This window comes from Actinomadura rupiterrae, assembly GCF_024172125.1.
Lineage (GTDB): Bacteria > Actinomycetota > Actinomycetes > Streptosporangiales > Streptosporangiaceae > Spirillospora > Spirillospora rupiterrae.
Genome location: NZ_JAMZEA010000008.1, coordinates 84,470 through 97,951 on the forward strand (window position 1 = coordinate 84,470; position 13,482 = coordinate 97,951).

Annotated in this window: 6 protein-coding genes; 2 read left to right on the top strand and 4 right to left on the bottom strand. The window is 74.1% G+C overall.

Going from position 1 to position 13,482, the window contains the following annotated elements:
• Nucleotides 1-14 precede the first annotated feature (14 nt).
• Nucleotides 15-6,449 carry a type I polyketide synthase gene (locus FHU30_RS27880; protein WP_253879729.1) on the bottom strand — a complete coding sequence of 2,145 codons (6,435 nt, stop codon included), beginning with the start codon at nucleotides 6,447-6,449 and terminating at the stop codon, nucleotides 15-17.
• A gap of 216 nt (nucleotides 6,450-6,665) precedes the next feature.
• Between FHU30_RS27880 and FHU30_RS27885 the strand changes: the two genes are divergently transcribed.
• Both FHU30_RS27885 and FHU30_RS47250 read left to right on the top strand, forming a co-directional pair.
• Entirely contained in the window at nucleotides 6,666-8,417 is a 1,752-nt protein-coding gene (locus tag FHU30_RS27885; RefSeq protein WP_253879730.1) for an MFS transporter, read from the top strand.
• A gap of 94 nt (nucleotides 8,418-8,511) precedes the next feature.
• Nucleotides 8,512-9,744, top strand: a complete 1,233-nt coding sequence (locus FHU30_RS47250) for a glycosyltransferase (RefSeq protein ID WP_253879731.1) — start codon at nucleotides 8,512-8,514, stop codon at nucleotides 9,742-9,744.
• Between the two features lie 58 nt (nucleotides 9,745-9,802).
• Here FHU30_RS47250 and FHU30_RS27895 read toward each other — a convergent pair whose 3' ends face one another.
• From FHU30_RS27895 to FHU30_RS27905, 3 genes are all read right to left on the bottom strand, one after another.
• On the bottom strand, nucleotides 9,803-11,692 hold the full coding sequence (locus tag FHU30_RS27895) for a Vgb family protein (RefSeq protein WP_253879732.1): 1,890 nt from the start codon (nucleotides 11,690-11,692) through the stop codon (nucleotides 9,803-9,805).
• Between the two features lie 211 nt (nucleotides 11,693-11,903).
• Nucleotides 11,904-12,497 (bottom strand): hypothetical protein, encoded by a 594-nt coding sequence (locus tag FHU30_RS27900; protein WP_253879733.1) that lies wholly within the window; start codon nucleotides 12,495-12,497, stop codon nucleotides 11,904-11,906.
• A gap of 166 nt (nucleotides 12,498-12,663) precedes the next feature.
• On the bottom strand, nucleotides 12,664-13,404 hold the full coding sequence (locus FHU30_RS27905; protein ID WP_253879734.1) for a TetR/AcrR family transcriptional regulator: 741 nt from the start codon (nucleotides 13,402-13,404) through the stop codon (nucleotides 12,664-12,666).
• Nucleotides 13,405-13,482: the final 78 nt, after the last annotated feature.

Genomic DNA, 13,482 nt, shown 5'->3' on the forward strand with positions numbered 1-13,482 from the left:
GATCCTCCGCGTGGTCAGTGGGCCGGGGACAGGGCCGCCGGACCGCCCGCCGCGCCCTTCAGGGCAGTCGGGGCAGGGGCGTCGGCATCGGTGCCGGCGGCGGCGAGCTGGCCGTCCAGGTGCGCGGCGAGGGCGTCCACACCCGGCGGGTCGAGCAGGTTGAGGTGGTGCGCCCCGGGGATCGTGACCTTCTCCAGGGCCGGGCAGAGCGGCCCGAAGCCGTTCGTCCCGTCGAGGACGTACCGCGCGTCCTTCACGGCCCAGGGGGTCTCCTCGGGCGCGTAGTAGAGGATGACACGGCCGTCGTAGGTCCGGGGCTCGTACGCCTCCAGGGACCTCGTGTCCTGGTGCGAGGTGAGCTGGTGGTGCAGCGCGGCGGGCGGGATCAGCTCCGCCAGCGGCGCGGCGCGCTCCATGACCAGGGCGAACTGCTGCTCCTCCGACAGCCCGGACAGCTCCTCGTAGCCGAGGTCCACCCGGAGGTCGTAGGTCTCGTTGATGTAGTCGGTGAACGCGGCGAAGCGGCGGGCGAGGGTGTCGGACTCGTCCTCGACCGGCAGCGGCAGGCCCGCGTCGAACAGCGCGACGAACTCGACCTCGCGTCCGGCCTCGCGGAGCTGCCGCGCGGTCTCGTACGCCAGGACGCCGCCGAACGACCATCCGGCCAGCCGGAACGCGCCTTCCGGCTGCGCCTCGACCAGGTGCTTCACGTAGCGGGCGGCGCGCTCCTCCACCGAGGGCGCGTCGTCGAACCGCTCCAGCCCGTACACCGGCTGGTCCTCGCCGAGCAGCTCGACGAGCTGCCGGTAGCAGGCCGTCGTGCCGCCCGCCGGGTGCGCGATGAAGATCGGCCGCCGCCCGCCGGACGCCTTGAGCGGCCGGACGATCTGCCGCGCGGCCTCCTCGTCGGCGGCCCGGATGTACTCGGCGACGTGCTCGGCGGTCGGCGTCGCGAACAGCTCGCCGCGGGTCGCCTCGCCGCCCAGCTCGGTCATCACGAGCGCCACGACCGCGTCGGCCTGCTCGTCCGTCCCGCCGAGGTCGGCGTAGAAGTCGGCGACGACCGACACGCGGTCGAGGCCGAGGACGTCCTCGAAGAACCGGACGGCGAGCCGCTCGGCGGCGTCGCGCGCCATCACGTAGCCGGACTCGGCGTTGGAGACGGCCGTGGACGCCGGCGCCGGGGCGCCCGCAAGGCCCAGCTCCTCGGCGGCCCACTCCTCGAACACGTGCACCGAGGCGCCCTTGAGCAGCACCGACGCCGGGACGGTCAGCCCGAGGTCGTGCTCGACACCGCTCTTGATCCGGACGGCGACCAGCGAGTCCAGCCCGAGGTCGGTCAGCGGGACGGACGGGTCGAGCCGCTCGGGCGCGAAGCCCAGCACGGACGCGATCCGCCAGCGGACCTGCGCGGCGATGCGGGCGCGGGCCTCGGCCGGTTCGAGCGCCTTGACGGCGTCGATGCCGGGCCAGTCGCCCGCGTCGCCGCCGCCGGTCTCCGCGGCCTCGGTGAGCGCGGCGAAGTACGGCATGTTGGTGATCTCGGGGAACAGGCCCACGGCCGCGGACGGGTCGAACCGCAGCACGCCCGCGGCGGTCGCGTCGGCGGCGAGGAGCGCTTCGAGGGCCTCGGCGCCCTCGTCCGGGGTGATCGGCTCGATCACCGCGACCTTGAGGTCGGCGGCCCCGCCGACCTGGGACCAGGTGCCCCAGTTGATCGTCGTGGCGGTGCGGCCGTGCGCGCGGCGGTACGCGGCGAGCGCGTCCAGCGCCGCGTTCGCGGCGGCGTAGGCGGCCTGCCCGGGCGAGCCGAGCAGCGCGGCGGCCGAGGAGTGCAGGACGAACCAGTCGAGGTCGGCGTCCCAGGTCGCGGCGGACAGCAGCCGCGCGCCCTCCACCTTCGCGGCCCACACCCGGTGCAGGTCGGCCGGGCCGAGGTCGGTGACCATCCGGTCGTCGATCGCGCCCGCGCCGTGCACGACGCCGCGCAGCGGGGCCCCGCCCTCGCGGGCGGCGGCGACGAGCCGCTCGGCCACGCCGGGCTCGGCGATGTCGCCGAGGACGACGCCGACGTCCACGCCGCTCTCCCGCATCCGCGCGATGGCCTTCTCGGCGTCGGCGGACGGTCCGGACCGTCCGGAGAGCACGATCCGCCCGGCGCCGCGCTCGGCGAGCAAACCGGCCGTGACCAGCCCGATCCCGCCGTAGCCGCCGGTGATGATGTAAGCGCCGCCGCGCCGGACGACCTTGCGCCGCTTCCCGCTCTCGGGCAGGACGGCGAGGTCGAGACGGGCGGTGTGCCGGACGCCCTCGCGGTAGGCCGTCTCGCGGGACGCGGCGTCGGCGAGAAGTTCGGTGACCAGATCCGCAGGTCGGGGCGCGTCCACGAAGGTGGCCTGCTGGACGGTCCGCTCGAACGCCAGAACCCGCGTGATCGCGCGGATGTGCCCGCGCCGGTGGTCTCCGGCCTCACCCGGCAGGACCGGGACGGCGTGGCGGGCGGCGACGTACAGTCGCGGCCCGTCCGGCGTCGCGACGGACGTCCGAGCGACGGTCAGCACGAGCTCTTCGTCCGACAGGTCGCCCGGGATGACGACGACGCCATGCACATCGCCCGAGGGCGCGGAGCCGAGCGGCGCGCGCGAGACGCGATGACCGCGAAGCTCCAGCTCAGCCGTGACACCGTCCGCATAGGGGTCGGCGGCCTCGGCGAGCAGCAGCCAGGACGCGTCGTCCGGAACGGCCGGTTCCGGGGCTTCCGTGGCGGTCCAGACGACCTCGGCGAGCTTCCCGGAGAGCGGGACGGGCAGGTCGGTGCGGTCCGCGCGGCGCAGCGTGATCCCGGACGCCTCGACCAGCACCTCGCCGTCCGGGCCGAGGATCCGCAGGTCGCCCTGCTCGCCGGCGAACGCGGCGCGAACGTGTCCGCCGCGGTGCGTCGGCCCGTACACGCGCAGGCTGCCGATGGTCTCGACGATCCACGGGCCCTCGCCCGCCTCGGCGTACAGGACGCCGAGCGCGCGGTCGAACACCTCGGGGTGCAGGCGGTAGTGGCGGCTGCCGCGCTCGGCCGCCGCGATCTCGGTCGCGGGCCCGTCCAGCGGCGCCGCCGGGGTGCGGTGGTCCTCGCCGACGTCGGCGCTGGCCAGGCGGGTCCAGGTGCCGGCGGGGGTGAGCGCGTGGATCTCGACGCGCTGCTCGTCCTCGCCGAAGGTCGTCGTGACCGTCGTGGACGCGTCGAGCGCGAGCGGCCGCTCTATCCACAGGCTGTTGACACGCACGGACTCGACGCCGAGCGCCTCGGCGCCCGCGGCGAGCGCCATCTCCGCGTACGCGGCGGACGGCAGGACGTGCAGCCCGTTCGTCGGCGCGATCCACGGCTGCGCGGCGGTGCCGACGTCGGCGCGCCAGGCGTGCCGGTCCTCGCCGGGCATCTCGACGTGCGCGCCGAGCAGCGGGTGCTCGTCGCGGCCCGCGCCGCGCCCGCGCCTGGACGTGTCGATCCAGTGCCGCTCGTGCCGCCAGGGCGCGGACGGGACGTCCACGACCGCGCCGTCCCGCGGCGGGGCGATGGCGTGGCCGTGCGCGGCGAGCCCGGCGAGCTGCGCGTGGAAAGTCAGGGTGTCGTCGGTCTCCTGACCCTTCGGCGCGCGCTTGAGCGTGTGGGTGACGAACGCGCCGACGCCGTCCAGGGTCTCGCCGACCGCGTGCGACAGGATCGGATGCGCGTTGACTTCGATGAACGTCCGGAACCCGTCGTCGGCGGCCGCAGCGACCGCGTCCGTGAGCCGGACGGGGTTGCGGAGGTTCTGCGCCCAGTACTCGGCGTCCATCGGGACGTCGGCGCGCGGGTCGTCCATCGCGGTCGTGTAGAGGCGGACGCCTTCGGCGAGCGGCGTGCCGGGCTTCGCGCCGATCTCCGCGAGCGCCTCGCGCAGGTCCGGCAGCAGCGGATCGACCTGCGGGGAGTGGCCCGCGCCCTCGGCCTTGATCATCCGGGCCAGCCGGCCCTCGGCCTCGGCCCGCGCGACGACCGCCGCGATCTGGTCGGCGTCGCCGGTGACGACGGTCTGCTTCGGCGAGGAGTGGACGGCCGCGTACACCTCGTCCAGGCCCTCGGCGAGCCGGGCGACCTCGGCGGCGGACGCGCCGAGCACCGCCATCGCGCCGCCGCCGACCAGCCGGTCGAGCAGCCGCGAGCGGCGGCAGATGACCTTGACGCCGTCCGCGAGGGACAGCTTCCCGGCGACGACGGCCGCGGCGACCTCGCCCATCGAGTGGCCGACCACCGCGCCAGGCTCGACGCCGTACGCCTTCCACATCCGCGCGAGCCCGATCTGGATCGCGAACAGCAGCGGCATCGTGACGGCAGGGCCGCCCTCGATGGGCTCGCCCTCCTCCAGCAGCGCCCAGAGCCCGGGGCCGCCCTCGTCGGCGAACAGCGCGTCGAGATCGTCGATGGCCTCGGCGAACGCGGGCTCCTCTTCCAGGAGCCGCTGCGCCATGCCCGTCCGCTGCGCGCCGTACCCGGAGAACACCCAGACCGGACGACCCGGAGCGCCGACCGCGGTCCCGCTCGCCAGGCCGGGATGCGGACGGCCCTCGGCCAGCGCCCTCAGCCCGTCGACCAGCCCGGCGCGGTCGCGCGCGGCAACGGCGGCACGGGCCCGTCCGCGCCCGTCGCGGCGGCGCAGCGTCAGAGCGAGATCGGCGTCAGCGATAGCGGGGGCATCGGCGGCGTCCAGCCAGCCGGCCAGCTCGGACGCGTAGGCCCGGATGCGGTCTTCGGACGTGTCGGAAAGCGGGTAGATCCGGACCGGAACGTCCTCGCGGACGGTCTCGGCCGCCGGGGCCTCTTCGAGGACGACGTGCGCGTTCGTCCCGCCGAAGCCGAAGCCCGAGACGCCCGCCCGGCGCGGGTTGTCCCGCTTCGGCCACGGCGTCTCCTCCGCGACGACCGCGAGCCGCAGGTCGTCGAACGGGATGTGCGGGTTCGGCTCCTTGTAGTGGTTGGACGGCGGGATCACCCCGTGGTGCAGCGCCAGGACGGCCTTGACCAGGCCCGCGGCCCCGGCGGCCGCCTCCAGGTGGCCGAGGTTGGACTTCACCGAGCCGAGCAGCAGCGGGTCGTCGGCGTCCCGGCCGGCGCCGAGCGCCTCGCCGAGCGCCTTGGCCTCGATCGGGTCGCCGAGGAAGGTGCCCGTACCGTGCGCCTCGACGTAGTCCACCTCGCGGGTGTCGATCCCGGCGGCGGCGTACACCTCGCGCAGCAGCGCCTTCTGCGCCTCGGAGTTCGGCGCGACCAGGCCGTTCGAGCGGCCGTCGGAGTTCACGCCCGAGCCGCGGATCACCGCGAGCACCCGGTCGCCGTCGCGCTGCGCGTCGCTCAGCCGCTTCAGGACGACCGCGCCGCAGCCCTCCGCGCGGACCATGCCGTCCGCGCTCGCGTCGAACGCCTTGCAGTGGCCGTCCGGGGCCGTCCCGCCGGCGAGGTCGAAGGTCATCGTCACGGTCGGCGACAGCAGCACGTTCACGCCGGACGCGAGCGCGACGTCCGCCTCGACGTTGCGCAGCGCCTGCACCGCCAGGTGCGCGGAGACCAGCGACGACGAGCACGCGGTGTCCACGATCATGGACGGTCCGCGCAGGTCCAGCAGGTAGGAGAGGCGGCCGGCGATCACGCTCAGCGCCGCGCCGGTCGCGGTGAACGGCTCCAGCGACGCCAGGTCGGACGCGGTGAACGCGGCGTACTCGGGCGCCGAGACGCCGACGAACACGCCGGTCCGGGAGCCGCGCAGCGCGGCGGGCGCGAGGCCCGCGTGCTCGAACGCCTCCCAGGCGACCTCCAGGACGAGCCGCTGCTGCGGGTCCATGACGGCGGCCTCGCGCGGCGTGATGCCGAAGAACTCCGCGTCGAACCCGGCGATGTCGGACAGGAAGCCGCCGAGCCTGGTGGTGCGGTCCAGCAGGTCGCCGACCTCGGGCGATCCGTCGTCGAACGGGTCCCAGCGGCCGTCCGGGACCTCGCTGACCGCGTCGCCGCGGCCGAGCAGGAACCGCCAGAACTCGTCCGGGCCGGTCAGGTCGCGGCCACCGCCGGGCAGCCGGAGGCCGACGCCGACCACGGCGATCGGCTCGTCCGAGCGCGCGGCCGCGACCTGCGCCGGGACGGCCTGCGGGGCGGCCGGGGAAAGATCGGCGTTCCCGGCCAGCGCGGCGGACAGCCGGTTGATCGTGGGGTGCTCCCAGACCAGCGTCGCGGGCAGCGCGCGGCCGAGGAACTGCTCCAGCTCCCCCGCCATCGCGACCGCGTCGCGGGAGGCCAGACCGAATTCCTCAAGGGGGCGGTCCGTATCCACCTCGGCGGGTTCGACACGGGACCGGCGCGCGATCTGCTCGACCAGGTACCGGCGGATCGCGTCCTCGCCGATCCCCTCACTGGTGTGCATCTGCGGGGTTCCCCCAATGACACGGGATCGTTCTGTGCTGCACGGAACGGAGGACCACGATGTCCTACTTTGACCGTCTCACGATGCGCACACAGGCCACTTTTCTCACAGGCCACTTGTCACGCCGATGACAAGACCCTCTGGCAGGCGATGTGGGCTGATGGGATAGTTGTGCACCATAACCACACGAGCTCACAGGGGGAAGCGGCGAGCGAGGTGACCCGAGGAAGATACAGGTGGGCACTGCTCGTCGTCGCCGTCAGCGCCTTCATCACCACCATGGACAACACCGTGGTGATCCAGGCGATCCCCACGATCCGCCGCGATCTCGGCATGTCAGGATCGGCGGGCGAATGGGTCACGACCGGCTACATGCTGATGTTCTCCTGCCTGATGGTGGCGGGCGGCCGGATCACCGACATCTACGGCTGCCGGGTCGGCTTCACCACCGGCATGAGCGTCTTCACCGCCGCGTCCGCCGCGTGCGGGCTCGCCCCGGACGACGCGATCCTGATCATCTCCCGGGTCGTGCAGGGCGCCGGCGCGGCGCTCGCGCTGCCCGCGACGCTCGTCATGGTCACCGTCGGACGCACCGACAAGCAGCGGTCGCTCGGCACGATCGTGTGGGTCGGGGCGGGCGCCGCCGCGACCGCGCTGGGCGGGCCGATCGGCGCGTCCATCGTGACCTACTGGTCGTGGAGCTGGATCTTCCTGGTCAACATCGTGCCCGGCGTGCTGGTGATCGCGCTCGGCGCGGTGGTGCTGACCTCCAAGGCCGAGAACGAGCACGCCAAGGTGGACATGCCGGGCGTGCTGATCTCCGCGACCATGCTGTTCGCGCTGGTCTACGGGCTGGAGGCCGTCCAGCGGGACGGTTGGGCCGCGCGTCCGGTGCTCGGCGTCTTCGCGCTGGCGCTGATCGCACTGGTGTGCTTCGTCACAGTCGAGCGCTGGGCCCCCGACCCGATGATCCACCTCGGCTTCTTCAGGAACCGGGTGTTCGTCGGCGGGCTGCTGTCCCAGATGCTCCAGGGCATGGGGTTCACCGCCGTGCTGTTCTACTCGGCGTCCTTCATGCAGGACTACCTGGGCTTCAACGCGGTCAAGTCGTCCCTGGTGCTGCTGCCCGCGGCGTTCACGATCATGTCGATGACCCCCGTCGCGTTCTGGCTGGCCGCGCGGATCGGGCCGCGGATCGCGATCGGCGGCGGCATGGGCCTGATGGCGCTCGGCATGGCCTGGTTCTCCACGATCCGGCGCGGCGACGGGTACACCGACCTGCTGCCGGGCGTGCTGACCGTCGGGCTCGGCTCCGCGCTGGCCATGCCGATCGCGATGTACGTCCTCAAGGCCATCCCGGACGAGCGGACCGGCGTCGCCAGCGGCATCCTCAACGTCATCCGGGAAGCGTCCGGGGCGTTCGGCATCGCCGTCGTCGGCGTGCTGGTGCACGACCTGCCGTCGCACGCGTCCGCGCAGGCGCTGGAGAAGTTCCGGCACGGCATCGCGTCCGGGCTGCTGCTCGGCGCGGCGCTCGTCGCGGTCGGCGGCCTGATCAGCGCCACGACCCTGCCGCGCAAGGACGTCGCGACCGCGCCGAAGGACGAGCCCGTGCCGGTCCGCGCGGCGTCCCGTCCGGTGCCGGAGGACGTCCTGGTCGCGGCGGCCGTGGGCGGCGACCGGCAGCCGGACGCGCGGCGCGGCAGGACGGGCCGGAGGGGCGACCGGCGTCCGGTGAACGGGCAGCGGCCCCGGGTCCCGGAGACGCGCCGGTCGCCCTCGTACAACGGCTACGAGATCGGTTCGCAGCATCCGCAGCCGCGCGGGCGCTACTCTCTGCACTCCTACCTGGACGAGAACGTCCGCCGCGGCTTCCCCCCGCCGCCGGAGGGCTGGTACCGCCCGTACGATCCCGAGGACGGCGAGGCCACCGGCCCGCACCGCGTCCCCCGCGGCGACGCGTGGTGACCGCGACCGGACCGGGGGCGCAGGCGGTGGGCCGGACGGCGGCCGAACCAGGCCGGCCGGGGCCCGGCGGCGGCCGAGAGCTGAGGAGGTACCGGTGAGCCGGACGATCGTGATCTTCGCGGCCGGGTCGCGCGGGGACATCCAGCCGTGCGTCTCGCTGGGCCGCGCCCTCGCCGCGCGCGGCGACCGGGTGCGGCTGGTCGCGAGCGCCCGGTACGCGCCGCTCGCGCACGCCGCCGGGCTGGACCTCGCGCCGCTGACCGTCGACCCGACCGAGATCCTCAGCTCGGACGCCGGGCAGGAGCTGCTCGCGGGCGGCCGGAACCCGGTGCGGTTCCTCACCGGGTTCCGGCGGATCCTCGGCCCGGCCGCACGGCGCCTGCTGGACGAGTGCCTCGCCGGGTCCAAGGACGCCGACCTGCTGCTCGGCCCGACGCTCGGGCTGCTGCCCCGGCACGTCGGCGAGCACCTCGGCGTCCCGTGGGCGCTGATCCACTTCCAGCCGAGCCAGCCGACCGCCGCGTTCCCGCACCCGTTCGTGCCGCGCTCGCTCGGCGGGCCGGGCAACCGCGCGAGCTTCGCCGCCGTCGACCAGATCGCCTGGCAGCTGTCCCGGCCGTTCCTGAACCCGTGGCGGCGGGAGGCGCTCGGCCTGCCGCCGCTGCCGCTGCGCGGCCCGGGCCGCGACGACGCGCTGGTGCTGGCCTGCTTCAGCGAGCACGTGGTGCCGCGGCCGCCGGACTGGCCGTCCCACGTGCACCTCACCGGCTACTGGACGCTGGACGAGCCGGAGTTCACCCCGCCGGACGAGCTGGCCGCGTTCCTCGCCGCCGGCCCGCCGCCGGTCTACGCCGGGTTCGGCAGCATGGTCCCGAAGGACGCGCGGCTGACCGACCTGACCGTCCGGACGGCGCTGCGCCTCGCGGGCGTGCGCGGGATCGTGCAGGGCGACCCGGCCTCGTCCGACGACGACATTCTGGCCGTCCGGGACGTCCCGCACACGTGGCTGTTCCCGCGCATGGCGGCCGTCGTCCACCACGGCGGGGCGGGGACGACGGCCGCCGGCCTGCGCGCCGGAGTGCCGTCCGTGGTCACTCCGTTCTTCGGCGACCAGCCCTACTGGGGCGACCGCGTCGCGGTGCTCGGCGCGGGCCCGGCGCCCGTGCCGTTCAAGGCCATGACCGTCCCGAGACTGGCGAACGCGATCCGCCGGGCGACCGGCGACGAGGCCGTCCGGGCCCGCGCCGCCGACCTGGGCGAGCGCCTCCGCGCCGAGGACGGCGTCGCCCGCGCCGTCACCCTCCTGGACCGCGTCCTCCCGGCCTGACCTGCGAGCAGGTGCCCGGCCGGGCTGCGCCTCGCGGCCCGGCCGGGCTTTTCGCTGGTCAGTGGCGGGCCTTGACGCGGTAGGTGTGCTTCTTGGCGATCTTCACCGCGGGCTTGGACGCGTGCTTGGCCGACCTCGCCGCCAGCAGCGCGCGGAGCTTGGCGGCGAGCGGGTTGGACGAGCCCGGCGCGAGGGCGTCCGGCACGTTCGCGGCGTTGATGCCGACGCCGAGGTTCAGGATGCCGGTGAGGTTCATGCTGTTCTTGTCGGCGGGCGAGGGCAGTCCCATCATCTGGTTGATGACGCCGTCCAGGATGTTGAACGGGCCGCAGCCCTGGGCCTTCGGGATGGCGATCGGCGCGTTGATCTCCATCTGGCCGCCGACCCAGCCGAGCTGCGGGTCGTCGCCGAAGCCGCCGCCGGTGAAGGTCGGCGCGAGTTTGGCGTCGACCGGGCCGATCACGCAGTTCGGGCCGAGCAGGTCGTTGTTGAGCTTGATGTTGATGGTCGTCTGCGCGCCGAAACCGCCGGGCGCGGCCAGCACGTGGACGGGTCCGGCGAGGCTCTGCGTGACGGTGAGCTTGTTGACCGCCCACATCGCCGCCGGGGTCTTGCCGAGGATCGGGCCGACCAGCGGCAGCTGCCCGATCAGGCCGCCCGGCACGTCGATCGGCTTGCCCTCGAACTGCTGCCCGCTGACCGGCGGCTTCAGGACCGGGAGGCCGGTCGAGTCCGGGTCGCCGAGGTAGCCGGTGATCCGGATCGCCCCGGCGGGCAGGTCCAGCGCGAACGAGCCGATCTTGGTGTTGCCGCCGGTGGTGACCTCGGTGAGGCAGATCGTCTGCGGGCAGCGGTTCTGGAACTGCGCGGCCATGGTCGGCGCGCCCGGGCCGTTCGGCGGTGTCGCCTGGTGCGGGAAGCCGGACGGCGGGTCGGCCGGGTCCACGAAACCGATCCGGCCGCGTCCCGGTGCGGTGTACCAGAGCTTGCCGTCCGCGCCGCTGACCAGGCGGAACGGCGCGGAGAGCGTGGCGGGCAGCGGGTACTCGGTGATCTGGCCGCTCGCCGGGTCGAGCATGCCGAGGTTGGACGCGGACGACTCGGTGAACCAGACCGTCCCGTCCGGGCGCACGGTCAGCCCGGCCGGACGCGCGTTGGCGGTCGGGACGTCGTACTCGGAGATCTGCCCGGACGCCGGGTCCAGCGATCCGATCTTGTTGCTGCCGGACTCGGTGAACCAGAGCTTCCCGTCCTTGCCCGCGGTGATCTCGCCGAGCGCCGGGTAGCCGCCCGCCGCGCTCGGCGGGGCGAACGTGGTGACGGCGCCGGTCGCGGGGTCGAGCCGTCCGATCTGACCGCCCTGGTCGGTGAAGTAGACGGCCTGGTCGGCTCCGACAGCTACCGAGTAGGGGGCGAGGCCGGTGGCGAAGGTGGTGATCACCCCGGCCGAGCCGGTGGCGGTGATCTTCAGGAGCGCCCCGGCGGAGCCGGTCGCGGCCCACATCGCGCCGTCCGCGCCGGGTGCGATGCCGGTGATCTGCGCGTTCGGGAGCGCGTCGGCGGGCGGCTCGTAGGTGCTCACCTTGCCGGTCGCGGGGTCGAGGCGTCCGACGCGGGCGACGGTTCCGGACGAGTCGGTGAACCAGGGCGCGCCGTCGCTCGCCACGGCCATCGCGTCCGGGTAGCCGGTGCCCTTCTGCCCGTTGCGCGGGACCGGGTACTCGGTGACCCTGCCGCTCGGGGTGATCTTCCCGATGCCGCCCTGCGCCTCGGTGAACCAGGCGCCGCCGCCGCTCGCCGCCGCGACACCGGTCGGCGTCACGTCCGGGACGGGCAGCCCGAACTCCGTCGCGTCCGCCGCGTGCGCGGCGGGCGGCAGGGCCATCGGGACCGTGCCCAGGACGGCCGTGAGCGCCACGGCCGCGGCGCGATTGCGTCGACGGCGCATGCCATCGCCTCCTCTTTGTCAAGATCCGAGTGGCCCCAATAGAAACCCGGGGGTGTTTCAGGTCAAGACATGGGCGGCGCACCGGCCTCATCCGGCCAGTCCGGGCTCCGGCGCCAACCTCGTCCGCCGGTTCACGTCCGTCCCGCCGGGATCACCGGCAGGACGGACCGCGAGGCCGTCCGGGATCACCGGACGGCCCCGCTCGGACGGATCAGCTGATGTTGACCTTCGGGCTGGTGAGGAAGTCGCCGGACACGGTTCCGGTCGGGCTGACCGCGCCGCAGCCGGAGGCCGAGAACGCGACGGGGGCGTTGACGAGGTGCCAGTAGCCCGTCCCGTTGTCGTAGTTGCCGGTCAGGTTCACCGGGCCGGTGGGGGCGGCGGTGACCACGCAGCCGGGCAGCGTCGTCGTGCTGAACGTCGCGCCGGCCTTGGGCATGGTCGCCTGGACCTTCGGACCGACCGCGATCGCCAGCAGCGTCCACGCGCCGTTGGTGTGGTTGGTCTTCACGGTCGCGGTGCCGCCGAAGCTGTCCTTGCACGTGCCGCCGAACACCGGGTCGGAGGTGTTCACCGGGCCGTAGCCCGAACTCGGGGTGGTGAAGGTGAGCGAGGAGTTCGTGCAGCTCACCGAGAAGTTCAGCCCGGACAGCGTGCCGCTGAACTTGACGTTGGTGCTGGTGGCGGTGATGAAGGTGCTGGCCGGGGTGACCCCGGCGGCGTACGCCGGGCCGACGGTGAGGGCGACCAGGCCGGTCGTGGCGGCGGCAGCGGCCACGGCGGTGCTCAGGATTCGCGAGGGCATGTGCGGCGTCCTCTCTCGGGACGGGTGGGGTGGATGCACCGGCCGGATGCGAGAGTTCTCAGAGCCACTAGAAACCAAGCGGTGTTTCATGTCAACCTGAGTCAGGACCGGCGTCCGGATCCGGACGCCGGACAGCGACGGGGCGGGTCGGCCCGATTCGCCTCGGCTACTTGGCGACGGACTCCGGACGGGCGGGACCGGCGGCGTCCGGGGAGGAGGTGCTCGTGTCCATGTAGCGGGCCGCCTCGCGGCGTCCGACCAGCGGCATCAGCGCGAAGTAGGTGAGCTGCGGCAGCAGCTCGGGCAGCCGCGCCGTATCGCCCTTCTCGATGTGCGTGTAGATCGTGCTGTAGACGCCGCCGACAACGGCGTCCGCGACGACGGTCGGCACAGGGCTCTCGCCGGGTCCCGGCCCGGGCCCGGCGAAGAACGCCCGGAAGCGCTCCATGCACTCGGTCCGGGCGCGCCGGACGCGCGGCCCCGCCGCGTTCACCTCGACCATCGACATCCGCGCGAACGCCGGCGCGGCGGCCAGCATCGACAGCACCGTGCGCAGCGCGGCGCGGATGCCGTCCGGCCACGTCGGCTCCGCGCCGAACGCGCCGGACATCGCGGTCAGGACGATCGCCGTGCCGCGCTCGTAGGCGGCCAGGAAGCAGTCGTCCAGCTCGGTGAAGTGGGTGTAGAACGCCTTCTTCGTGACGCCCGCCGCCTCGGTGATCCGGCCGATGGTCGCGCCCGCGTACCCGCGCTCGGCGACGACCTGGACGAAGGCGTCGATCAGCCGGTCGCGCTGGATCGCGGCCACGGCCTCGGGGGCCAGGCCGTGCCGGCCGGGCTTGATGGCGCGGTCCGGCTCCAGTGCCGACCGGGTGCCGGGCAGGGGCGTCTCCGGGGGCTCGACCATGGCGTCCGCGTGCTCCTCCGCTCACGATCCGTCGCGGACCACCCTACTTCCCGGAAAGCCCCCAGCCGAGCCCGAGCG

Excerpts from the sequence above, each read along its gene's own strand:
- FHU30_RS27900 (WP_253879733.1), bottom strand. The coding sequence starts at position 12,497 with ATGCCCTCGCGAATCCTGAGCACCGCCGTGGCCGCTGCCGCCGCCACG.
- FHU30_RS27880 (WP_253879729.1), bottom strand. The coding sequence starts at position 6,449 with ATGCACACCAGTGAGGGGATCGGCGAGGACGCGATCCGCCGGTACCTG.
- FHU30_RS27905 (WP_253879734.1), bottom strand. The coding sequence starts at position 13,404 with ATGGTCGAGCCCCCGGAGACGCCCCTGCCCGGCACCCGGTCGGCACTG.
- FHU30_RS27895 (WP_253879732.1), bottom strand. The coding sequence starts at position 11,692 with ATGCGCCGTCGACGCAATCGCGCCGCGGCCGTGGCGCTCACGGCCGTC.